The sequence below is a fragment of the Roseovarius mucosus genome (assembly GCF_002080415.1).
In the GTDB taxonomy this organism is placed as follows: Bacteria; Pseudomonadota; Alphaproteobacteria; order Rhodobacterales; family Rhodobacteraceae; genus Roseovarius; species Roseovarius mucosus_A.
In genome coordinates, this window is the sequence record NZ_CP020474.1 from 1,802,126 (window position 1) to 1,823,148 (window position 21,023).

Genomic DNA, 21,023 nt, shown 5'->3' on the forward strand with positions numbered 1-21,023 from the left:
CCCTGCTACTCCTCAGATCAATATCACCGAGACATAGACCACATAAGCAGAGGTCAAGGCGATGCCCCACACACGCGTGATGTCGATCTTGAAGAACACGAAAGGAATGATCAGCAACGACGTGCCCAGCATCACCCAGAGATCGAAATTGAGGAATTGAGGATCAACAGGAATTTCACCAACCAGCGCCGCAACACCAATGATGCCAAGCAGGTTGAACATATTGGAGCCGATGACATTGCCCAGCGCCACATCGGCCTGTTTGCGCAATGCCGCCATCACCGTGGTCGCGAGTTCCGGCAATGAGGTGCCGACCGCAACCAGCGTAAGGCCGATCACCGCCTCGCTGACGCCGTAGCGCTGCGCGAGAATTGAGGCATTGTCCACAAGGATATCCGCACCGAGCGGCAGCCCCACAAGGCCCAGCACAAGGAAAGTGATGATCTGCCACCACGGCATATTGGGGTCTGCGCCTTCCACATCCTCGATGCCATCCGCCTCGGACAGGGCCGTGATGGCCGCCTCGCGACGATGCGCCATCGTGTCGCGAAACGCATCCGCCAGCATAAGCGCCAAAGCCGCGAGCAGGATCAGACCCGAGATCCAGTCAAACGTGCCGCGAAAGGCCAGCAGAATGAACAGGACCGAAGCGGCGAGCATCTGGAGATACGATTTGGAGCACCTGCAGCTGCTGGTATGCAGTACCGCGAGAATAGCCGGAATACCCAACACCAAAAGGATGTTGGCGGTATTCGAGCCCACCACATTGCCCAGTGCCAGCCCCGGCTTGTCATCCAAAATCGCGTTGACCGAGATCAGCAGTTCCGGTGCAGAGGTACCAAAGGCCACCACCGTGAGACTGACGATCAGCGCCGGGATCCCCACACGCAAACTCAGGTTCACAGCCCCTTTGACCAAGGCATCCCCAGCCAGAAGCAGGATCACCAGCCCCAGCGCCGACAAGAGCCATGGCATCATTTCAATTTACCCTTTTCGCAGGAACAGGGCCCCTTGCCGATGCGGTAGCGCCCGCATTTCTGGCATTTGGCCTGACTGAGCCGCTTTTGCCCCGGAAACCGGAGACGGCCAAACATGGCGAGGACCCCCATCGCCACAAGAAAGAATATGACGACCTTGACCAACAAATCAGAGGCCGAACCGGGCAAGGCTGGCCCGTTCTTCGACCGCGCTCAGCGCGTCTTCGGCGATAGCCGCCCCAAATCGCGGAAATATCCCGCGTTTGCGGCCATAGCGGGCAAGCTGCACCTTGTCGCCGTAAAGCTCCTTGAGCTTCGGCAGCAGATGCGCGATGCCATCCGCCAGCCCCAATTCGACGCTGCGCGACCCCAGCCAGAATTCCCCCGTGAACAAATCCGGATCGTCGCGCAACCGCGCACCGCGCCGGGATTTCACATGGGTGATAAAGGCGGCATGAATGTCTTCCAGAATGCTCTTGAGGCGGGTCACATCCTCGGGCTTTTCGGGCATGAACGGATCCAGCGTGCTCTTGGACTTGCCTGCCGTGTAAATGCGTCGCTCAATCCCCTGCCGCGCCAGAAACTCGTTCGCGCCAAAGCCCGCCGAGATGACCCCGATAGAGCCCAGCACCGAAGAGGCATCGACCCAGATGTCATCCGCCGCAACCGCCAGCCAATAGCCACCCGAGGCCGCCACATCCTCGACAAAGGCATGCACGGGGATTTTCTTTTCCTCCGCCAGCCGGCGGATACGGGCCGCGATAAGCGAGGATTGCACCGGCGATCCACCGGGAGAATTTATGACCAGCGCCACCGCCACCGGCTTGCCGCGCGCAAATGCTTTTTCGATCACCGGCCCGATGGCTTCGTCACTCAGGGCCGCGCGCGGACCCCCGCCGATCATCCCCGCAAGGCGGATGACCGCGACGGTGGGCCTGCGGTTCAGGAAGGGGATCATATGTCTCATGCCGCCCGATGTAGAGTGCGAGGGCATGACAAACAAGGCAGCCCGTGCATCTGATCGCCCTTCCCCGGCGTTTCCCCTGTTCTCGCGCGAAAAAGATCACGCGAGAGGGTCATGATTTGATGCGGTATCCGGTCTTGAAGATCATCCAAACCGCCGCAAGGCAGAGGCCAAAGAACACAGCGACCGCCAAAAGACTGTATCCGATCCCCACATCCGCCACCCCGAAAAACGCCCAGCGAAACCCTGAGATGAGGTAAACAACCGGGTTGAACAGCGTCACCACCTGCCACGCCGGCGGCAACATCGAGATGGAATAGAACGCCCCCCCAAGAAACACGAGCGGCGTGATCACCAACAGCGGGATCAATTGCAATTGCTGAAAATTCTCGGCCCAAATGCCGATGATGAAGCCAAAAAGGGCAAAGGACAGACAGATCATCACCAAAAACAGCACCATGATCCAAGGATGCTGAATATCGAGATCAACAAACAGGCTGGCCGTGATCAGGATCACCGAGCCGATCATCAACGCCTTGGTCGCCGCCGCGCCAACGTAACCCAGCACGATTTCTAGGAAATTGACCGGGGCCGAGAGCAATTCAAAGATCGTGCCGATGAATTTCGGGAAATAGATCCCGAAAGAGGCGTTGGAAATTGCCTGCGTCATCACGCTGAGCATGATCAGGCCGGGCACGATAAAGGCGGCATAGCTCACACCCTCCACCTCTTGGATCCGCCCACCAATGGCGGCACCAAAGACCACGAAATAGAGCGTGGTCGAAATGACCGGCGACAGCAGACTCTCCAGGATGGTGCGGAAAAACCGCTTCATCTCGTAGATGTAAATGGCGCGAATAGCGTGCAGGTTCATGCTGCGTCCTCCCGCACAAGGCCCACGAAAATCTCTTCGAGACTGCTCTGGCGTGTTTCGATGTCTCGTACCGACAGCCCCTCGGCAGCCAAGGCCTGCAAAAGCCGGGTGATGCCGGTGCCCTCGCCGCGTGTGTCATAATGATAGATCAACGCCTGACCGTCCGGGGCCTGTTCCAGATCATAGCCAGAGAGAGCCTCTGGCACGTGCTCAAGCGGCGACACCAGATCAATCCGCAAGGATTTGCGCCCCATCCGACGCATCAGCGCGGCCTTGTCCTCGATCAACAGGATTTCTCCCTTGTTGATGACCGCGATCCGGTCGGCCATGGCCTCGGCCTCTTCCAGATAATGCGTGGTCAGGATGATGGTCACGCCGCTTTCTTTCAACCCGCGCACCACCTCCCACATATCCCGGCGCAACTCCACATCGACGCCCGCCGTCGGCTCGTCGAGAAACAGAACACGCGGCTCGTGACAGAGCGCCTTGGCGATCAGAACCCGGCGCTTCATCCCACCCGAAAGCTCGCGAATCCGGTTGTTGCGCTTATCCCAAAGCGAGAGTTGCCGCAAAATACGCTCTATCAGCGCCTCATCCGGCGACCGCCCGAATAGCCCCCTTGAAAAGCGCACGGTGTTGATGACCTTTTCGAAAGGTTCCAACGCAATTTCCTGTGGCACAAGGCCGATCATCGCCCGCGCGGCACGATAGCCGGTCACAATGTCATGCCCCCCGACCGAAGCCCGCCCACCCGTCGGCGTGGTAATGCCGCAGAGTGTCGAAATCAGCGTCGTCTTGCCTGCCCCATTGGGACCAAGCAGCGCAAGGATTTCGCCCTCTTCTATGCTGAGTGTCACCGCGTTGAGCGCGACAAAGCCGCCCTTGTAGGTCTTGCTCAGACCCTCGACCGTTACGATAGCTGTCATAGATATTCCCCTTTGTGCGGAACCTAATCCATCGACACCCGAACGCAACGCGCATCCCGGCATAGGTCCCTGTGCGTCGATGCGCGGTGTCGCCGATCAAAGAACAGTCTGTTTTTGTGAGTTTGTTCATAGTTTGCCTGCATGATGCTAGAGTACCGACCACACGGGGTGGCGGGCCTGACGACGGCAAGGGGAACGGGATGATCAAGCATATATTCAGGCTTGTTCTGCTGGCGTGTACGCTGATGACGGGGGTCAGCCAAGCGCAGGCAGAACCGCGCATTCTGGTCATGGGTGATTCGCTTTTGGCGATGCACAAGCTGACTGGGCGTTCTGTTTCCTCGTCGGTGGAGCGGGAATTGGGGGTGCGCGTCACCGATATGTCGGTTGCCGGAGCACGGTTTCTTTACCGCCTGCCGATCACCGGCGCGCTTGGCCTGAACATCACCAAGCAATATCGGCAGGGCGATTGGGATTGGGCCGTGCTGAATGGCGGCGGCAATGATCTCTGGCTTGGCTGCGGCTGCATGCGCTGTGGGGGCAAGCTCGATCGCCTGATTTCCCGGGATGGGCGACGCGGCGCGATCCCCGGCTTTGTCTCGCGCCTCCGTCAAAGCGGGGCGCAGGTGATCTATGTCGGTTATCTGCGCACGCCGGGCATCACATCACCTGTGGAACATTGCACCGATGAAGGGGCCGAGATGGATCGTCGCGTGGCGCTCTTGGCGGGGCTTGACCGGGGTGTGCATTTCCTGCCCCTTGCAGACATGGTGCCGCATGGCGACCGATCCTATCACGGGATCGACCTTATTCACCCCTCGTTCAAGGCCAGCCGCATGATCGGCCAACGCATTGCGGATGTCATCGCCGGAAATGACCCCGGCACCGTATCCCGCAATCGACTTCTGACAGAGTGATGCAACCTAGCTGATCAACCGTTTAAGCCAGCCTTTCTTTTCCGCCTCGGGTTCCGGATCGTCCTCTGACGGACCTTCCAGCACTTCTTCGAGGCGGGTAAAGAACTGATCCGCCATCTTTTTGGCAAAACCGTCCACCAACCGGCTTCCCAGCTGCGCCAGCTTGCCGCCGACGCTCGCCTCGACATCATAGCTCAGCCGCGTGCCGGTTTCACTGTCTTCCAGCCGCACATTGGCCCCGCCCTTGGCATAGCCTGCGGCCCCACCTTTGCCCTCGCCGGTCAGGGTCAGACTTTCCAACTCCACGATGTTCGACACTTTGACCATGCCCTTGAACGTCGCCTTCACCGGCCCGACCTTTTGCACAACGGTCGCCTCGAACCCCTCTTCGGGCGTGCCCGTCACCTCCTGCGCGCCGGGCACACATTCCTTGAGCACCTCTGGGCTCAGCAGGGCCGCCCAGACCGTCGCCCGATCCGCCTTGATGTCGCGCGCGTCACTCATCTGCATCTGCTTGGTCCCTCCCGTTCCATCACCCCCCTACCCTAGCGCAGCCCCAATGCCGCGCCAAGAGAGCAGAAAGTCGGAGCGGCGCGTGGCATCTGGCCTTCGCGCGCGCCTGCCCTTACCCTGCGCCCAAACAAGATTGGGGCAAAGATGCTGTCAGGTCTGCGCGTGGTGGAATTCGAAGGGCTGGGGCCCGCGCCCTTTGCCACGATGATGCTGGCCGAAATGGGCGCAGAGGTGATCGTGATCCACCGCCCCGGTGCCGGCAATCCCGTGGCGGGCGCCAAGAACTTGCTCGACCGTGGCAAGCGGTCCATCGTGCTGGATCTTAAAACCACAGCGGATATCGCCATTGCCCGCGCCCTGATTGAACGCGCGGATGCGCTGATCGAGGGATTTCGCCCCGGCGTGATGGAGCGGCTGGGTCTGGGGCCAGAGACGATGCAGGCCGCCAACCCGCGCCTTGTCTATGGGCGCATGACCGGCTGGGGGCAGGACGGGCCGCGCGCCCATGAGGCGGGGCATGATCTCAACTATATCGCCACCTCCGGCGCGCTCTGGTATGCGGGCGCGCCCGGTACACCGCCGCAGACGCCCGCTACCCTTGTGGGCGATGTGGGCGGCGGCGCGCTTTATCTTTTGGCCGGGATGCTGGCAGGTCTGATCCGCGCCGCGCGCACCGGACAGGGCACCGTGGTGGATGCGGCCATTGTCGATGGCTCGGCGCATATGATGGCGCTTTTGATGTCGATGATGCCCACCGGTAACCTCAGCATGACGCGCGGTCAAAGCCTGCTTGATGGCCCACATTGGAGCCGCGTCTACGCCTGCGCGTGCGGCGGCTGGCTCACGGTGCAATGCCTTGAGCCACAGTTCTACGCCGCGTTCCTGTCCCGCCTTGGCCTATCGGACGATCCTCATCTCGCGGCGCAGCACGACCGCGCGCAATGGCCCGAACAGGGGGCCAGATTGGCCGCCCTCTTTGCCGCGCAGCCGCTGGCACATTGGGCCGAGGTCTTTGCCGGGTCGGATGCTTGCGTCGCGCCGGTTTTGCGCCCCGATCAGGCCGCACAAGATCCGCATATGGCAGCGCGTGGCGTCTGGCAGGAGGATGGTGGCGGCCTTAGCCCCACCCCCGCCCCCCGGTTTGACGGTCAACGCCACAGCGTCGCCCCACCACCCACACGCGGAGAGCACAGCGCCGAAATTCGCGCTTGGCTTGATGCGCCCCTCTGACCCTAGGCAAAAGGACCGCCCTATGCCCATTTACGTCGATGCTGATGCCTGCCCAGTCAAGGACGAGGTCGAGCGTGTCGGCACGCGGCACGGGCTGCGGATATTTGTGGTCTCGAACGGCGGTCTGCGCCCATCGCGCAATCCGCTTGTCGAGATGGTGATTGTGCCCGACGGCCCCGACGTGGCCGATATGTGGATCGCCGAGCGCGCGGGGACAGGCGATGTGGTCATCACCGGGGATATCCCCTTGGCCGCGAAATGCGTGGCAGCGGGCGCGCTGGTGCTCAAACACAACGGCGAGGCGCTGACGGGGGCCAACATCGGCAACGTGCTCGCCACGCGCGACCTCATGGCCGACCTGCGCGCCGCAGACCCCTTTCGCCAAGGCGGCGGCAAAGGGTTTACAAAGGCCGACCGCTCGCGTTTTCTGGACGCTCTGGAACGGGCGGTGCGGGCTGCGGCCCGTAACATCTAAAGGACGTCCCATGACCACCGCCGCAACCATTCAGCGTTCCAACCTGATCGGCGCTGGCTATGCGCTGGCGGCGGTGCTGTGTTTTTCGCTCAACGATGTGGGGATCAAGTTTCTCTCGGATAGCTATGCCCTGCATCAGGTGGTATTTATCCGGGCACTGGTGGGCATGGCGGCTTTTGTGGCCTTTGTCATGCCTTTTGCGGGCGGTCTGGCCCTTATCCGCACGCGCCGCCCGAAAATGCACCTTTTGCGCGGCCTCTGCGTGGTTAGCGCCAATACCTGTCTCTTTCTGGGTCTGGCGGCAATGCCGATTGCCGATGCCGTGGCGGTGTTCTTTGTCTCGCCGCTGGTGATCACCGTGTTCTCGGTGCTGTTCCTGCGCGAGAGCGTCGGCACCCGGCGATGGGCGGCCATTGCCGTGGGGTTTCTGGGCGTTTTGGTGATCGTCAAGCCGGGCACAGCGGCGTTTCAACTGGCCTCGCTTTTGCCCATTGCGGCGGCGTTTCTCTACGCCGTCATGCATATCCTCGCGCGCAAGATCGGCGGCACCGAGAGCGCGCCAACCATGGCCTTCTACATCCAGCTTACCTTTATCATCGCCAGCACGGTCATCGGCCTCAGCTTTGGCGATGGGCGCTTTGCCGGGATGGGGCATCCGTCGCTTGAATTCCTGTTCCGCGCTTGGGTTTGGCCCGCGCCGGGGGATTGGCCGATCCTGATCATGCTTGGCATATCCGGCATGTTGGGGGGTCTCTTCATCTCTCAGGCCTACCGGCTGTCCGAGGCCGCCTTTGCCGCGCCCTTTGAATATGTCGCCATGCCGATGGCGATCATGTGGGGGGTGACGGTGTTTGGCACCTGGCCCGATGCGACCGCTTGGATCGGAATTGCCCTGATTGTGGGCTCTGGGCTCTATCTCTTGTGGCGCGAGTCGGTCAAGGATGCGACGCTGGCCGCCAAAGCCCCGACCTATCGCCGCTAAACACAGGAGAAACGCATGAGCCTGACGATCATTCCTTTTGCCCAAGGCGAGGCGCATCTGGACTGGCTCGGTCTCTGTGCTGCGTTCGAGGCAGGGCACCGCCTGCCCAAGGCCGAGATTGCCGATACGCTGCTCTACCGGGGCCGCGATACGCTTCTCAATCGCGCGGCATGGATTGACGGCATGGGGCTCGCGGTGAAATCCGCCACGATCTTTCCGGGCAATCCAGAGCGGGGCGATCCCATGATCAACGGGGCGGTCAATCTCTATTCCGATAGCGATGGCACGCTCGAGGCGCTGGTTGATTTCCACCTTGTGACCAAGTGGAAAACCGCCGGTGACAGCCTCTATGCTGCCACGCGGCTGGCGCGGCCCGATAGCGAAACCATCCTGATTGTCGGCGCGGGCACCGTGGGCCGCTCGCTTTGGCAGGCCTATCGCGCGGTCTTTCCGCAGGCGCGGTTCAGCATCTGGAACCGCACCCGCGCCAATGCCGAGGCGATGGCGGCAGAGTGTGAGGGGATGAGCGTAGCCGAGGATCTGGAAACAGCGGTGCGCGCGGCGGATATCGTCACCTCTGCCACCATGTCCAGCGATCCGCTGATCAAGGGGGGCTGGCTGCGCCCCGGTCAGCACATTGACCTGATCGGGGCCTATCGCCCCGATATGCGCGAAGCGGATGATGCCGCCATCGCCCGAGCGCGGGTGTTTGTCGATAGTTTCGACACCACAGTGGATCATATCGGCGAGATCAAGACGCCACTGGACACCGGGGCGATCACCCGGGATCACCTGATTGCAGATTTCTACCAGCCTGAACGCTTCCGGCGACAATCGCCCAAAGATATCACCCTGTTCAAAAATGGTGGCGGCGCGCATCTCGACCTGATGACAAGCCGCTATATTCTCGACGCCTGGAGGGCGGCGGCATGATCTGGCTTGGCTTTTTGATCCTTGTGGGGCTGCTCATCGCCGCCCCGTTTCTGCGCGAAGCGATGAAGCCTGTGATGAATGACAGGCTCCGCAAACATGCCCCCGGCGACTTTGCCCATCTCTCACGTGGGATCACGCATTATCGCTGGCTGGGGGCCACGCGCGGGCCGGTGGCGGTTTGTGTGCATGGTCTGACCACGCCCTCTTTTGTCTGGCAGGGCATCGCGGCGGGATTGGGCAAACTTGGCTATCGCGTGCTGGTCTATGACCTTTATGGGCGCGGCTATAGCGATAGGCCAGATGGCCCGCAGGACAGCGCCTTTTTCATCAACCAGCTTGAGGAATTGCTCGAGGATCAGGGCATTACAGGCGATTTTACGCTTCTGGGCTATTCCATGGGCGGCGCGATTGCCACGGCCTTTGCCGCCCTGCATCCCGAGCGCCTGCGCGCGCTCATTTTGATTGCACCTGCGGGCTTTGGGCATGATCTGGGACCGCTGGCAGAACGGGTGGCGCGCGGCGGCTGGTTTGCGCAATGGCTGATGCTTGCCGGCTTTCCGCGCAGCTTTCGCAAAGGCTGCGAGGCAGAGCGGCATCTGCCCTCCAGCGTTCCGGGCATCGTCGATCTGCAACAGGCCCAACTGCGCACTCGCGGCTTTGTGCCCGCGGTCGCCCGTTCCATCAGTGGGATGGTCTCAGAGGATCTGACCGAAGAGCATGCGGATATCGCCGAAAGCCGCCTGCCCGTGCTGGCGATCTGGGGGCGCGAAGATACCGTTATCCCGCTGCGCAGCATGGCGCGACTGGCCGAGGTCAACCGAAACGCCCGCCAAGAGGTGATCGAGGGCGCGGGCCATGGCCTGACCTATACCCACGCCGACGCGGTGTTGACCGCGCTGCGTGATCTGATGCGCGATTAAGCTGCCTGCAACCGCCGCTCCTTGATCGGCAGGTGGACGATGGCCGAGAAGGCGCCGACACCCACACCAATCCACCAGACCATCGTATAATTCCCGTAAAGATCATACATCTTGCCACCCAGCCAGACGCCCATAAAGCTGCCAAGCTGGTGGGAAAAGAACACGATCCCATAGAGCGTGCCCATGTAGCGCAACCCGTAAAGATGCGCGACGAGACCGGATGTCAGAGGCACGGTCGCCAACCACAGAGCCCCCATCGAGACCGAAAAAAGCAATACCGTCGCAGGCGTAATTGGCGTCATGATGAACGCCGCTGCAATCAGCGTCCGGCCCAGATAGATACCCGCCAGCAGGTTCTTCTTGGAATAGCGCTTGCCCAGCCATCCTGCCGTCAGCGTGCCCGCGATATTGGCCAGACCGATGATCGAAATCGCCACAGCGCCCAGCGCCGAGGTGGTGGTGATGCCAATATTATGCAGCGCCCCACCGGGCAGGATAGGGCCACACATCTCGGTGACAAAGGCCGGGAAATGCGCGGTGACAAAGGCCAGTTGATAACCGCAACTGAAAAATCCGAGAAAGATCAGGGTAAAGGAGGGATCGCGAAAGGCGCGGCGCAGGATCGTGCCCATCGATTCCTCGATCACCGTGCGGTCCACCGGGGCGGGCGCGCGCATCAGCGGCAGCATCGCCAAAACCGCGATGATCACGGCGGCAAAGATCAGGAACACGCTCTGCCATGTCATCAGCGAGAGCATGAATTCTGCCAGAGGCGCGCCAAACACCTGCCCCGCCGATCCCGCAGCAGTGGCAATGGCGAGGCTCATCGAGCGGTTCTCGTCCGAACTTGCCCGCCCGACCACGGCGAGGATCACGCCAAATCCGGTGCCCGCAATGCCAAAACCCACGAGAATCTCATAGAGTTGATGCGCCTCTGGCGTGACAGCAAAGGACGACAGCACCAAACCCGCCGCATAGGTCAGCGCGCCCAGAATGATCGCCTTTTGGTCGCCGATCTTTTCGGCCAGCGCGCCAAAAATCGGCTGGCCAAAGCCCCACGCAAGATTCTGGATCGCGATGGCCAGCGAAAACTCGGCGCGGGGCCAATTGAACTCGGTCGCAATCGGAATCTGAAACACGCCAAACGAGGCGCGGATCGCAAAGGAAATCAGAATAATGGTGCAACCCGCCACAAGAACGGGGGTAATCAGGGGGGCGGATTTCGGCATTGGATCCTCGCGCGCTATCCCGGCACTCTAGGCTAATCGCAAGAGGCGTCAATTCAGGCTTTGTGATGGGCCGCATCACGTTTTGCATCACCCGAGGAGTTGTGACACCATGCGGCTATTCGCATCGGTCAAGGCCTCGATCACGTCGAAATGGTGCCGCCCGGCAGCAATCTCATGGCCCGCATTCCACGCCTCTGCCAGCCATCGCGCCTGATCCAGAAACACGGGCCGCTCATCAGAGCCAACCCAGACCGTGACTGGCACAGACAAGGGCCGCATAAGCGCCGGGCTCTCGGCCTCTGCCGTCGCCCGGTCCAGCCGGAAGTGTTCATTCATCGAGGTTTCCAGCAAGGGGCGCAGATCCGAGACCGGCGAGATGGGCATGACATGGCTGAGCCGTGCGGCCACGTCACCCGGCAAGACCCCCGGCACCGCCATCCGCGCCACCAAATGCCCGCCCGCAGAATGCCCAACCAGCGCCAGCGGCCCCTCATGGCGTGCGGCCAGAACGCAGAGCGCGCGGGCAATCTGTCGGGTGATGTCGGCAATCCGCACCTCGGGGCAGAGATCATAAGAGGGCATGGCCACCGCCCAACCGCGTGCGAGCGGTCCTGCCGCCAGATGCGACCAGAGCGACCGATCAAACCGCAGCCAATAGCCGCCATGCACAAAGACGCATAGCCCCCGTGCCGCCCCTTTGGGGTGAAACAGGTCAAATGCCTGCCGCGCACCTTCGCCATAGGCCAGACCAAGCTCTGCGCGCCGCTCCGCGCTCAACTTGGCACGAAACGCCTCGGCGGCCACGGTCCAGCGTGCCGGATATTGTGCCCCACCCGGAATATAGGGCACATTTGCATAGGCATCGTCCAGTTCCACGGCGTATTCCTCCCTATCTGGCCCTAGACATTCCTAGCCCAAGCTGGTCTGTCATGGCGAGATAAAAGCCATGCCAAGAGGGAAACGCAATGACCAAGACCGACCTGAAATCCATGCTCAAGGACCCCAGCCTGCTGTGCGAGCGGGCCTATATCAATGGCGAGTGGGTGGATGGCGATAATGGCACCTTCGAGGTCACGAACCCCGCGCGCGGGGACGTCATCGCGCATGTGGCCGATCTTAGCCGTGCGCAGGTGGCCCGTGCCATTGCCGCCGCCGAGACCACGCAAAAGGAATGGGCGAAATGGACCGGCAAAGAACGCGCCGCCGTCCTGCGCCGTTTCTTTGATCTGATGATGGAAAACCAGCATGATCTGGGCGTGATCCTGACCGCCGAACAGGGCAAACCCCTGACCGAAGCCAAAGGCGAAGTGGGCTATGGGGCCTCCTTCATCGAATTCTTTGGCGAAGAGGCCAAGCGCATCTATGGCGAGACCATTCCCGGCCATCAGCGCGACAAGCGCATCACCGTCATCAAGCAGCCCATCGGCGTCGTCGCCTCGATCACACCGTGGAATTTTCCCAATGCGATGATCACCCGCAAGGCTGCTCCGGCACTTGCGGCGGGGTGTTCTTTTGTCGGGCGTCCGGCGGCGGAAACCCCGCTTTCGGCCACCGCAATGGGCCTTTTGGCCGAGCGTGCGGGTCTTCCAGCGGGCGTGTTCAACATCGTCACCTCCTCGCGCGCCTCTGAAATTGGCAAGGAATTCTGCGAGAACCCGGCCGTGCGCAAGATCACCTTTACCGGCTCGACCGAAGTGGGGCGCATCCTGTTGCGCCAAGCCGCCGATCAAGTGATGAAATGCTCGATGGAATTGGGCGGCAACGCGCCCTTCATCGTGTTCGACGATGCCGATCTTGATGCGGCGGTCGAGGGCGCGATCCTGTGCAAATTCCGCAACAACGGTCAGACCTGCGTCTGTGCCAACCGCATCTATGTGCAGGCCGGGGTCTATGACGCCTTTGCCGCCAAGCTCAAGGCTGCGGTGGAAAAGCTCAAGATGGGCGACGGGATGGACGACGGTGTGGCCCTAGGCCCGCTTATCAACGCCGATGCGATCGTCAAGGTGCAAGAGCATGTGGCCGACGCCAAGGCAAAAGGCGCATCGGTCATTTTGGGAGGCGGCGAGCCGGTGCAAGGCGCAGGCTTTTTCCTGCCCCCGACCATCGTCACCGGCTGCACACAGGATATGGCCTTTGCCTCCGACGAGACATTCGGCCCGCTGGCCCCCCTCTTCAAGTTCGAGAGCGTGGATGACGTCATCGCCATGGCCAATGACACGATCTTTGGTCTCGCCTCTTATTTCTACGCCAAGGACCTCAGCCGCGTCTACAAAGTGGCCGAGGCGCTGGAATACGGGATCGTCGGAGTCAACACCGGCATCATCTCGACCGAGGTTGCGCCCTTTGGGGGGGTCAAGCAATCCGGGCTTGGCCGAGAAGGCAGCCATCATGGGATCGAGGACTTCCTCGAAATGAAATACATTTGCATGAGCATCTGACCAAAGCGGCACTCGACCAAAGTCAGGTCCCTCGCTAGGATGTGACCAAGTCTTGAAGCAAAGGAGGCCGGCAATGCCCCGCTTTTTCCTTTTGGCCGGCCTGATGGCTGTGGTCTGCGCCTCCACGGTGCAGGCGCAGAACGACGAAGCCCGCCTTGTCTCCGGCGCAGTCGGCTATCTGCAACGGATAGCCCTGCCCCCCGATGCCCGCGCCGTGGTTGTGGCCGAGGGGCGGTTTGGGGCCATGCTGGGCGAGGTGACGCTGGACGCGGATGGCAAACAGGTGCCGCTGCCCTTCGAGATGACGGTGCCTGCCAACCTGTCCGGGCGGCTGAGTGCGGTGATCCGGGTTAACAACCAACCCCGCTGGCTTTTGAGGGATCTGCCCTTTGCTGATGGAACGGAGCCGGTTGATCTCGGTGAGCTGATATTAGAGCCGGTGACGGCGCTCGCCTTTGCGGTTGATTTCATCTGTGGCGATACCACGGTCTCTTTCGGAATCCTGGGCGAAGAAACGGTGCTGCGCGCCGAAGGGCGCGATATCCCGATGAAACAGGTCATCTCTGCCTCAGGTGCCCGGTTCGAAGGTATCAAAGAGCCAGAAACAGAGTTCTGGAACAAGGGCGATATGGCCATGCTCCGGCTGGAAGGGCGTGATCTGCCCGAATGCCAAGAGGTGCCGCCGCCACAACAACAAAGCTATCGTGCCGGCGGAAATGAACCGGGGTGGTCTGTTGTGCTAACCGCAGAAAACGCAGAGATTACCGCCGATTACGGCGAGATCACCCATAGCCTGCCGCGCCCGGATGTGCAGGTTTTGCCCGGCGCTTACGTGTTTGACATGCCCGAGATTGCGGCGCAACTGACCATCCGCGAAGGCATCTGCCGCGACGATGCCACCGGCATGCCCCACCCCGATGCGGCACAGTTAACCCTTGGCGAGCGAGAGTTTAGCGGATGTGGGGGCGCGCCCGAGGACCTTCTGACAGGGCCCTCTTGGCAGGTGACAGTGCTGGGTGAGACCCCGCTGATCGAGCCGGAACGCCTGACCCTCAACTTCATCACACCTGGGCGCGTCGCGGGCAGCTCTGGCTGTAACCGTCTGGTGGGCGGCTATACATTGACGGGCGAGGGGCTACAGTTTGGTGCCATGGGGAGCACGATGATGGCCTGCCCCGAACCTCTGATGGAGCAAGAACGCCGCATGCTCGATGCGCTGGAACAGGTGACGCGGTTCGATATCGCCGAGGATGGCGCGCTGCGCCTGATCGGCGGCGCAACGGATGGCGTGCTGATCGAGGCGCGGCGGCCCTGAGCAGCAACGCCCGGCCAGACTGCTCTGACCGGGCGCAGGCATAGCTTCAGGTTCAGTTCACCTTGTCGACATCGACCACATCCTTGGTCACGACATCACCGCTGGCAATCGCAATCCGGCGCGGTTTCAGCGCCTCAGGCACCTCGCGGCGCAGGTCGATATGCAGCATCCCATCGGCATGGGTGGCGCCGATCACCCGCACATGATCCGCGAGTTGGAACCGGCGTTCAAACGCCCGCGTCGCAATACCACGATGCAGATAGGTGCGGCCCGCTTCCTCATCGCTCTTGCGCGCCGAGACGACAAGTGAGCCTTCCTTGACCTCAACACCCAGATCATCGGCGGCAAAACCCGCGACGGCAATCGAGATGCGATAGGCATCATCAGCAGTCTTTTCTATGTTATAGGGCGGATAGGTCGGCTGGGCCACGTCACTGGACATCACACGATCCAATAGGTCGGCAATCTGGTCGAAACCGACAGTGGCGCGATAGAGCGGGGCTAGATCAAAATTACGCATGGGTCATCCTCCATTGAGCGATACCAAGTTGGCGCCTTCCCCTTTGGGGACAGGCAATCTGTCCGGCCCATCCTGCGGCACCGGAACGCTCTTGATTTGGGAAGTGCTACGGCGGCTGTCAAGACCCCGCTACGGCCCTTAGGGCCGCGCGAATTTCGCCCCGGATGCCGCCGCATCCCCGCCTACCGTCACGCGCCGAAACCCCGGATTCGCCGCGAGGGGGCGCGAGGCCGCCGCACGCAGATCCTGTTTCAGCTGCGCCACAATCTCGGGCAGGTCCATACCATAGGCGCGGCTTTCGCCCCCGTCCCAATTGCCACCGCTGACCAACGACAGGATACGCGCCCGCCCACCATCCCGCGCAAAAACCGGCGCACCGGATGAACCGTTGATCACCGCGCAGTCAAACCCCATCACCCCCTGGGACCGCCACAAAAGACCGCATTCGCGCTGCCATGACGGGGCCTTGTCGCGGTCGCGGCCATAAGAGACAACGCTCACGCGCTGACCGGGTGCGAGGGTGCCCGCAAGGTGAAAGGGCGCAGCTAGGGCTGCGGGAATGGGCGCGGATAACTGCAAGAGTGCGACATCGCGCCGGACGTTCTCGGCCTGCATACCCGCCGCCGGATCATATCCCGGGGCAACCACATAGCGGGCCACGCCAGACTCCGCGATCACAACACCATCGCGCAGACCAGCGCGAAACTGAATGACGTCAGCGCCGATAGCACGCTGGGCGCGATCATAGACACAATGCGCTGCCGTCAGCACTTGGTCAGGGGCGATCAGAACGCCTGTGCAATAACCATCACGCCCAAGATCGACACGCCCCACCGCCTCCCAGCCGAACAGGTCATCGCGGTCCGTCAACCGAATAAGGCCACTCGTCTGCGCCATCGCACCCGACGGGCACAGCATCAGGGCAACCAGCGCCGCAAGGCCAGTGCGCCAGCCTGTCATGGCTTGGCGAATTTCGCGCCAGTATCGCGGCGAATACCCGAGGTGAACATCTTGGGTGCGGCCTCCTGAAACACGCCAGCGCCACCATCAAGGGCGTCTTGCAGCACCCGAAGCGGATCGGTCAACTGCGTGCCAAGCGACACCTTGCGCCCCTCTACCTCGGCCATGGCTGAGACAACCGAAACAATGCGCGGCACACCGCCCTCAAAGCTAAAGATCGGCGCGCCGCTCGATCCGAAATCGACATCGCATGACATCACAAGAACACCATCCTGACGCGCCAGAACTTCGCAGATGTTTTGCAGGGATGGGGCCTCTGATCGGTCGCGGGCATAGCTGACCACGCCAATTTTCTGCCCCTTGCGCGGGCGCTCATCCGTCTCGAACGGGGTGACGCGCGTGTTGTTGATCGGGTGATGCAATTCGAGCAGCGCCACGTCATTGCGCACGCGCTCTGCAGTCACATCAGCAGCCGGTGCATAATCGGGATGCGTCACCGCGCGCCGAACAGAGCGATAGGCCGCCGCGCGCCCATTGCGCCACCCGGCCATGAATTCGATCCGTGCAGGATCAATCCGCGCACCAGTTTCCTTGTCAAACAGGCAATGCGCCGCCGTCAGCACCAGATCGGGTGCCACCAGCGCCCCGGTGCAAAATCCGCGCCGGGCCAATTCCAGCCGCCCCACGGCCTCCCAGTCGCGGGCCTCGTCGCCGACATCCAGACGTTGCAGGCGGCTATCCTGCGATAGCGCCGCACCCGCCGCACAGACCGACAAGAGAAAGGTGATGATACGCAGCATAAGGTCTTTGTCCCGCTCAATTCCCTTGCCGAATAGCACGGGTTTTGGGCCAGATTATGACCGGATCAGCGCAGGATCGGAACCCCGGTCATGCCTTGGGCCGCGCGGTTCATGGCGGGCGGCTTTGGTCCCCCCGTGGCCCAATCCAGCAACTCGACCGTGTGGACCACCGGAATACCCGTCCCTGAACCGATTTGCATCATGCAACCGATGTTGCCTGCGGCGATTACGTCCGGGTTCTTGGCCTCCAGCGTGCGCACCTTGCGCGCCTTGAGTTGCTTGGAAATCTCGGGCTGCATCAGGTTATAAGTGCCCGCCGACCCACAGCAAAGATGACTGTCTGCCGGTTCCACAACCGCGAACCCGGCCCGCTTGAGCAGATCCTTGGGATAGGTCTTGATCTTTTGGCCATGTTGCAGCGAACAGGCGGCGTGATAGGCGATGACCATCTCCTTATCCGCGCCTTGCGGCAGATCGAGCTTCATCAGGATTTCGCTCACATCCATGGCAATCGCGCTCACGCGCGCGGCGTCTGCTGCCAGCGCCTCATGCCGGAACATATGGCCGTAATCCTTGACCGTGGTGCCGCAACCGCTGGTGTTGATGACGATGGCGTCAAGGCCAGCCCCATCCATCTCACGCGCCCAAGCTTTGATGTTCTTGGCTGCCGTCGCGTGGCTCTCGTCGGTTTTTCCCATATGATGCGTCAGCGCCCCACAACAGCCGGCGCCCTCAGCCACCACCACCTCGCATCCCAGCCGCGTGAGCAACCGGATCGTGGCATCGTTGATATCGGTGTTGAGCGCCTTTTGCGCACAACCCGTCATCAACGCCACCCGCTTTTTGCGCGTACCTTGCGCGGCAAAGGTTTGCGGATCGTCATTGCGGCTTACGGGCGGCACCTGCTTTGGGGCCATTTCCAGCATCGCGCGCAGCCGCGCATCAGGCATCAGCCGCGCAAAGGGCCGCCCGATCTTGGCCCCCAACAGCGCCACCCGAAATCGCATCGGATAGGGCAGGATACGCGCCAAAATCCAGCGCAGCGCACGATCCCCCAAGGGCCGCTTATAGCGCTCTTCGATATATTCGCGCGCCTGATCCACCAGATGCATATAATGCACGCCAGAGGGGCAGGTGGTCATGCAGGCCAGACAGGACAGGCAGCGATCAATATGCTTGACCGTCTTGGCATCCGGCACGCGGTCATTTTCCAGCATGTCCTTGATAAGGTAAATGCGCCCTCTCGGGCTGTCCAACTCATCGCCCAGAACCTGATAGGTCGGGCACGTGGCGGTGCAAAACCCGCAATGCACGCAAGAGCGCAAAATCTCATTGGCGCGGGCAATCTTGGGATTTTCAAGCTGTTCGGCGGTGAATTCAGTTTTCATCTATCTCTACTTTCCCGCCACTCAGACGGCTGCACCCGTGGCCATCAGCCCCGGATTTAGAATCTGTCTTGGATCGAATTTCTGCCGCAGCCCGGCCTGCAAGGCCGCCACCGGGCCGGGCAACGGGTGAAACGCGCCTTGGCTTCTGTCGCCACGGATCAGCGTGGCATGGCCGCCGCGCGCGGCCACCGCGCTGCGGATTTTCGCGGCACTCAACCCCGATCCTTGGGCAGCCAACAGCCAGATCAACCCGCCGCCCCAATCATAAAACGCCTCGCCGCCGCTCAGATCAGCAACGATCCCCGGCGCATCGGTGGGCTTCACCGACAACCGCCAGACATCGCCCGCCCGCCCCTGAAACGGGCCGACATCGCGGATATGTGCCCATGCCGCGGCGGTCTTTTCTGGATCTGCCTCAAAGCTGCACGCGCCGAACTCGGCCAAAAGCCGCGTCAGCGCCTCAGCGCGGTAGGCCACCGAATTCTCGAACCCTTCCAGCCGGATCATGGTCAGGGGCACCCCCTCTGGACTGGCTTGCAGATGCACGGCCCCTGTCACCTCATAGGGTGACGCCAGCGCCCGGCAGAGCGCGGTCACAGCAACGGCATCGCTCAGCCCCTCAATCCGCAGCATCCCCATGCTGCGCGGGCGCGGCAAGACCTTGAGCGCGACCTCGGTCAGCACACCCAACGTGCCGTAACTGCCCGCCATCAGCTTGACCAGATCATAGCCGGTGACGTTTTTCATCACGCGGCCCCCATTCTTGACGATCTGCCCGCGCCCATCGACAAACCGCACGCCAAGCAGGAAATCGCGGCAGGCCCCGGCCTGAATACGGCGCGGTCCGCTGACATTGGCGGCGACGACACCGCCGATTGTGGGTGTTCCTTGGGTGCCCAACAATCCCCGGTGATCCATCGGCTCAAACGCCAGGCGCTGTCCCTCGGCGTCCAGTGCGGCCTCGATCTCAGCAAGCGGCGTGCCCGCCTGCGCCACCAGCGTCAGCGCGCCGGGTTCATAGAGCGTGATGCCGCTCAGGCCGGCGGTGCTCAGCCGTGCGCCATTGGACAGCGCGCCAATCGGTCGGGTGCCACCGCCCTCGATGCGCAATGGGCCTTCTGCACCCCGGATGATCTCGGCCAGGTCCGCTTCGGTCTTGGGTGTCATGCTGCTTCTTCTTGGAAAAATACTCATGGGTCCGGGGGCAAGGCCCCCGGTCGGATCGCTCAGGCCACGCGTCGCGCGTCAGAGGACGCCAGCGGAAAGACCTTGGCCGGGTTCAGCAGCCATTTGGGATCAAACACATCTTTTACGGCCATCTGCGCTTCCAGATCCTCTGGCGCATATTGATGGGTCATGAGGTCGCGTTTTTCGATACCCACCCCATGCTCGCCGGTCAGGCACCCGCCCACTTCAACACAGAGCTTGAGGATTTCGGCCCCAAGGTCTTCGCACAGTTCCAGATCACCCGGTTTATTGGCATCAAACAGGATCAGCGGATGCATATTGCCGTCGCCTGCGTGAAACACATTGGCGACACCCAGCCCGAATTGTTCCGACAATTCGCCAATGCGTTTTAGAACATGCGGCAATTGGCTGACCGGGATGGTGCCATCCAGACACATGTAATCGTTGATCTGCCCCATCGCGCCAAAGGCCGATTTACGGCCCAGCCAGATCGCGGCACTTTCTTCGGGGGACCGGCTCTGCCGGAATTCCACCGGGTTGTGCCGCCGGGCAATCCCCTCGATCAGGCCCAGTTGCTCGTCAATCTCGGCATCCGATCCCTCAACCTCGACGATCAGCAGCGCCTCGCACATCGGATAGCCCGCCTTGGCGAAATCCTCGGTCGCCTCGATGCAGGGGCGGTCCATGAATTCAATGGCCACCGGCAGCACGCCAGCCTTGATGATGTCACTCACACAGGCCCCTGCGACCTCATTGGAATCGAATCCGATCAGCACGGGGCGCGCGCCTTCTGGCTTGCGCAGGATGCGCAGCGTCGCTTCGGTCACAACGCCCAGTTGCCCCTCAGACCCGCAAACGATCCCCAAGAGGTCCAGCCCCTCGGCTTCCAGATGTGCGCCGCCCAGTTCCAGCACGGTGCCATCCATCAGCACCATGGTCACACCCATCAGGTTGTTGGTCGTGACACCATATTTCAGGCAATGCGCCCCGCCCGAATTCATCGCGATATTGCCCGCGATGGCGCAGGCCAATTGGCTTGAGGGGTCGGGGGCATAGAAAAACCCGTGTTCCTCAACCGCGCCGGTGACGCTCAGATTGGTACGCCCTGTCTGCACCCGGATAAAACGATTGTCATAGTCCGTCTCAAGCACCGCATTCAGCCGCGCCACACCCAGAATGACACTGTCCGCCGTGGGCAACGCCCCACCCGCAAGAGACGTGCCAGAGCCGCGCGGCACCACCGGCACTCCCATGTCGTGACAGATGCGCAGCGCCTCCGAGACCTCTTTGGTCGATCCCGGCAGGATTGCCACCAAGGGCGCACATTTATAAGCTGTCAGCGCATCGCATTCATAGGCGCGCGTCTCGGCGGGGTCGGAAATCACCGCATCTTCTGGTAGAACTTCGCGCAGACGTTCGACCAATTCAGCCTTGCGCGCCAGAATCTCTGGCCGGGGGATGGGCATTTCCATGA

General features: G+C 61.7%; 22 protein-coding genes. 8 read left to right on the forward strand and 14 right to left on the reverse strand.

The features are described from left to right. Window positions 1-12 precede the first annotated feature (12 nt). The 5 genes from ROSMUCSMR3_RS08755 to ROSMUCSMR3_RS08775 form a co-directional block, all read right to left on the reverse strand. A complete protein-coding gene (locus ROSMUCSMR3_RS08755; RefSeq protein ID WP_008281407.1) occupies window positions 13-978 on the reverse strand; it encodes a calcium/sodium antiporter in 966 nt (321 codons plus the stop codon). Beyond that, window positions 975-1,166: a hypothetical protein gene (locus tag ROSMUCSMR3_RS21665; protein ID WP_008281406.1), complete on the reverse strand. Its 192-nt coding sequence runs from the start codon at window positions 1,164-1,166 to the stop codon at window positions 975-977. Before ROSMUCSMR3_RS21665 ends, ROSMUCSMR3_RS08755 begins: the two co-directional genes overlap by 4 nt. Continuing rightward, window positions 1,147-1,944 (reverse strand): S49 family peptidase, encoded by a 798-nt coding sequence (locus tag ROSMUCSMR3_RS08765; protein ID WP_198385596.1) that lies wholly within the window; start codon window positions 1,942-1,944, stop codon window positions 1,147-1,149. The genes ROSMUCSMR3_RS21665 and ROSMUCSMR3_RS08765 overlap by 20 nt, the downstream gene beginning before the upstream one ends. A gap of 109 nt (window positions 1,945-2,053) precedes the next feature. After that, on the reverse strand, window positions 2,054-2,815 hold the full coding sequence (locus ROSMUCSMR3_RS08770) for an ABC transporter permease (RefSeq protein WP_081507076.1): 762 nt from the start codon (window positions 2,813-2,815) through the stop codon (window positions 2,054-2,056). After that, window positions 2,812-3,741 (reverse strand): ABC transporter ATP-binding protein, encoded by a 930-nt coding sequence (locus ROSMUCSMR3_RS08775; protein WP_081507077.1) that lies wholly within the window; start codon window positions 3,739-3,741, stop codon window positions 2,812-2,814. Before ROSMUCSMR3_RS08775 ends, ROSMUCSMR3_RS08770 begins: the two co-directional genes overlap by 4 nt. A gap of 200 nt (window positions 3,742-3,941) precedes the next feature. Here ROSMUCSMR3_RS08775 and ROSMUCSMR3_RS08780 point away from each other — a divergent pair, with 200 nt between their 5' ends. Next, entirely contained in the window at window positions 3,942-4,658 is a 717-nt protein-coding gene (locus ROSMUCSMR3_RS08780) for an SGNH/GDSL hydrolase family protein (protein ID WP_008281402.1), read from the forward strand. 6 nt (window positions 4,659-4,664) lie between these two features. Here ROSMUCSMR3_RS08780 and ROSMUCSMR3_RS08785 read toward each other — a convergent pair whose 3' ends face one another. Then, window positions 4,665-5,168, reverse strand: coding sequence for a CoxG family protein (locus ROSMUCSMR3_RS08785; RefSeq protein ID WP_008281401.1), 504 nt, complete (start codon window positions 5,166-5,168; stop codon window positions 4,665-4,667). A 147-nt stretch (window positions 5,169-5,315) separates the two neighbouring features. Between ROSMUCSMR3_RS08785 and ROSMUCSMR3_RS08790 the strand changes: the two genes are divergently transcribed. The 5 genes from ROSMUCSMR3_RS08790 to ROSMUCSMR3_RS08810 are packed head-to-tail and all read left to right on the forward strand — an operon-like array spanning window position 5,316 to window position 9,711. After that, a complete protein-coding gene (locus ROSMUCSMR3_RS08790) occupies window positions 5,316-6,401 on the forward strand; it encodes a CaiB/BaiF CoA transferase family protein (protein WP_081507078.1) in 1,086 nt (361 codons plus the stop codon). 22 nt (window positions 6,402-6,423) lie between these two features. Next, window positions 6,424-6,876, forward strand: coding sequence for a YaiI/YqxD family protein (locus tag ROSMUCSMR3_RS08795; protein WP_081507079.1), 453 nt, complete (start codon window positions 6,424-6,426; stop codon window positions 6,874-6,876). 10 nt (window positions 6,877-6,886) lie between these two features. Then, entirely contained in the window at window positions 6,887-7,858 is a 972-nt protein-coding gene (locus tag ROSMUCSMR3_RS08800) for a DMT family transporter (protein ID WP_081507080.1), read from the forward strand. Window positions 7,859-7,873: 15 nt separating this feature from the next. Further along, window positions 7,874-8,791: an ornithine cyclodeaminase family protein gene (locus tag ROSMUCSMR3_RS08805; protein ID WP_081507081.1), complete on the forward strand. Its 918-nt coding sequence runs from the start codon at window positions 7,874-7,876 to the stop codon at window positions 8,789-8,791. Then, on the forward strand, window positions 8,788-9,711 hold the full coding sequence (locus ROSMUCSMR3_RS08810) for an alpha/beta fold hydrolase (RefSeq protein WP_081507082.1): 924 nt from the start codon (window positions 8,788-8,790) through the stop codon (window positions 9,709-9,711). The genes ROSMUCSMR3_RS08805 and ROSMUCSMR3_RS08810 overlap by 4 nt, the downstream gene beginning before the upstream one ends. Here ROSMUCSMR3_RS08810 and ROSMUCSMR3_RS08815 read toward each other — a convergent pair. Together ROSMUCSMR3_RS08815 and ROSMUCSMR3_RS08820 are read right to left on the reverse strand one after the other, a co-directional pair. Then, complete coding sequence (locus ROSMUCSMR3_RS08815) at window positions 9,708-10,940, reverse strand: MFS transporter (protein ID WP_081507083.1); 1,233 nt, start codon at window positions 10,938-10,940, stop codon at window positions 9,708-9,710. The genes ROSMUCSMR3_RS08810 and ROSMUCSMR3_RS08815 overlap by 4 nt on opposite strands. An 87-nt stretch (window positions 10,941-11,027) precedes the next feature. Then, entirely contained in the window at window positions 11,028-11,816 is a 789-nt protein-coding gene (locus ROSMUCSMR3_RS08820) for an alpha/beta hydrolase (protein WP_081507084.1), read from the reverse strand. An 89-nt stretch (window positions 11,817-11,905) separates the two neighbouring features. On the opposite strand from ROSMUCSMR3_RS08820, the gene ROSMUCSMR3_RS08825 reads away from it, so the two are divergent. Both ROSMUCSMR3_RS08825 and ROSMUCSMR3_RS08830 read left to right on the forward strand, forming a co-directional pair. Further along, window positions 11,906-13,378, forward strand: coding sequence for an NAD-dependent succinate-semialdehyde dehydrogenase (locus ROSMUCSMR3_RS08825; RefSeq protein WP_081507085.1), 1,473 nt, complete (start codon window positions 11,906-11,908; stop codon window positions 13,376-13,378). Window positions 13,379-13,451: 73 nt separating this feature from the next. Further along, window positions 13,452-14,693: an META domain-containing protein gene (locus tag ROSMUCSMR3_RS08830; RefSeq protein ID WP_081507086.1), complete on the forward strand. Its 1,242-nt coding sequence runs from the start codon at window positions 13,452-13,454 to the stop codon at window positions 14,691-14,693. 52 nt (window positions 14,694-14,745) lie between these two features. On the opposite strand, the gene ROSMUCSMR3_RS08835 is transcribed toward ROSMUCSMR3_RS08830, so the two are convergent. The 6 genes from ROSMUCSMR3_RS08835 to ROSMUCSMR3_RS08860 form a co-directional block, all read right to left on the reverse strand. Further along, the gene (locus tag ROSMUCSMR3_RS08835; protein WP_081507087.1) at window positions 14,746-15,213 is read right to left on the reverse strand and encodes an Hsp20 family protein; all 468 of its coding nucleotides are present in this window, start codon (window positions 15,211-15,213) and stop codon (window positions 14,746-14,748) included. A 138-nt stretch (window positions 15,214-15,351) separates the two neighbouring features. After that, window positions 15,352-16,173 carry a trypsin-like serine peptidase gene (locus ROSMUCSMR3_RS08840; RefSeq protein WP_081507088.1) on the reverse strand — a complete coding sequence of 274 codons (822 nt, stop codon included), beginning with the start codon at window positions 16,171-16,173 and terminating at the stop codon, window positions 15,352-15,354. Next, window positions 16,170-16,973, reverse strand: a complete 804-nt coding sequence (locus ROSMUCSMR3_RS08845) for a trypsin-like serine peptidase (protein ID WP_081507089.1) — start codon at window positions 16,971-16,973, stop codon at window positions 16,170-16,172. Before ROSMUCSMR3_RS08845 ends, ROSMUCSMR3_RS08840 begins: the two co-directional genes overlap by 4 nt. Window positions 16,974-17,038: 65 nt before the next feature. Next, window positions 17,039-18,361: a glycolate oxidase subunit GlcF gene (gene glcF / locus ROSMUCSMR3_RS08850; RefSeq protein WP_081507090.1), complete on the reverse strand. Its 1,323-nt coding sequence runs from the start codon at window positions 18,359-18,361 to the stop codon at window positions 17,039-17,041. A gap of 21 nt (window positions 18,362-18,382) precedes the next feature. Next, a complete protein-coding gene (gene glcE / locus ROSMUCSMR3_RS08855; RefSeq protein WP_081507091.1) occupies window positions 18,383-19,528 on the reverse strand; it encodes a glycolate oxidase subunit GlcE in 1,146 nt (381 codons plus the stop codon). Between the two features lie 59 nt (window positions 19,529-19,587). Further along, window positions 19,588-21,021, reverse strand: a complete 1,434-nt coding sequence (locus ROSMUCSMR3_RS08860; RefSeq protein ID WP_008281386.1) for an FAD-linked oxidase C-terminal domain-containing protein — start codon at window positions 21,019-21,021, stop codon at window positions 19,588-19,590. Between the last annotated feature and the right edge of the window lie 2 nt (window positions 21,022-21,023).

Excerpts from the sequence above, each read along its gene's own strand:
- ROSMUCSMR3_RS08830 (WP_081507086.1), top strand. The coding sequence starts at position 13,452 with ATGCCCCGCTTTTTCCTTTTGGCCGGCCTGATGGCTGTGGTCTGCGCC.
- ROSMUCSMR3_RS08755 (WP_008281407.1), bottom strand. The coding sequence starts at position 978 with ATGATGCCATGGCTCTTGTCGGCGCTGGGGCTGGTGATCCTGCTTCTG.
- ROSMUCSMR3_RS08765 (WP_198385596.1), bottom strand. The coding sequence starts at position 1,944 with ATGAGACATATGATCCCCTTCCTGAACCGCAGGCCCACCGTCGCGGTC.
- ROSMUCSMR3_RS08825 (WP_081507085.1), top strand. The coding sequence starts at position 11,906 with ATGACCAAGACCGACCTGAAATCCATGCTCAAGGACCCCAGCCTGCTG.
- ROSMUCSMR3_RS08840 (WP_081507088.1), bottom strand. The coding sequence starts at position 16,173 with ATGACAGGCTGGCGCACTGGCCTTGCGGCGCTGGTTGCCCTGATGCTG.
- ROSMUCSMR3_RS08835 (WP_081507087.1), bottom strand. The coding sequence starts at position 15,213 with ATGCGTAATTTTGATCTAGCCCCGCTCTATCGCGCCACTGTCGGTTTC.
- ROSMUCSMR3_RS08810 (WP_081507082.1), top strand. The coding sequence starts at position 8,788 with ATGATCTGGCTTGGCTTTTTGATCCTTGTGGGGCTGCTCATCGCCGCC.
- ROSMUCSMR3_RS08780 (WP_008281402.1), top strand. The coding sequence starts at position 3,942 with ATGATCAAGCATATATTCAGGCTTGTTCTGCTGGCGTGTACGCTGATG.
- ROSMUCSMR3_RS08770 (WP_081507076.1), bottom strand. The coding sequence starts at position 2,815 with ATGAACCTGCACGCTATTCGCGCCATTTACATCTACGAGATGAAGCGG.
- ROSMUCSMR3_RS08795 (WP_081507079.1), top strand. The coding sequence starts at position 6,424 with ATGCCCATTTACGTCGATGCTGATGCCTGCCCAGTCAAGGACGAGGTC.
- glcE (WP_081507091.1), bottom strand. The coding sequence starts at position 19,528 with ATGACACCCAAGACCGAAGCGGACCTGGCCGAGATCATCCGGGGTGCA.
- ROSMUCSMR3_RS08815 (WP_081507083.1), bottom strand. The coding sequence starts at position 10,940 with ATGCCGAAATCCGCCCCCCTGATTACCCCCGTTCTTGTGGCGGGTTGC.
- ROSMUCSMR3_RS08775 (WP_081507077.1), bottom strand. The coding sequence starts at position 3,741 with ATGACAGCTATCGTAACGGTCGAGGGTCTGAGCAAGACCTACAAGGGC.
- ROSMUCSMR3_RS08790 (WP_081507078.1), top strand. The coding sequence starts at position 5,316 with ATGCTGTCAGGTCTGCGCGTGGTGGAATTCGAAGGGCTGGGGCCCGCG.
- glcF (WP_081507090.1), bottom strand. The coding sequence starts at position 18,361 with ATGAAAACTGAATTCACCGCCGAACAGCTTGAAAATCCCAAGATTGCC.
- ROSMUCSMR3_RS08805 (WP_081507081.1), top strand. The coding sequence starts at position 7,874 with ATGAGCCTGACGATCATTCCTTTTGCCCAAGGCGAGGCGCATCTGGAC.
- ROSMUCSMR3_RS08845 (WP_081507089.1), bottom strand. The coding sequence starts at position 16,973 with ATGCTGCGTATCATCACCTTTCTCTTGTCGGTCTGTGCGGCGGGTGCG.
- ROSMUCSMR3_RS08785 (WP_008281401.1), bottom strand. The coding sequence starts at position 5,168 with ATGCAGATGAGTGACGCGCGCGACATCAAGGCGGATCGGGCGACGGTC.
- ROSMUCSMR3_RS08800 (WP_081507080.1), top strand. The coding sequence starts at position 6,887 with ATGACCACCGCCGCAACCATTCAGCGTTCCAACCTGATCGGCGCTGGC.
- ROSMUCSMR3_RS08860 (WP_008281386.1), bottom strand. The coding sequence starts at position 21,021 with ATGGAAATGCCCATCCCCCGGCCAGAGATTCTGGCGCGCAAGGCTGAA.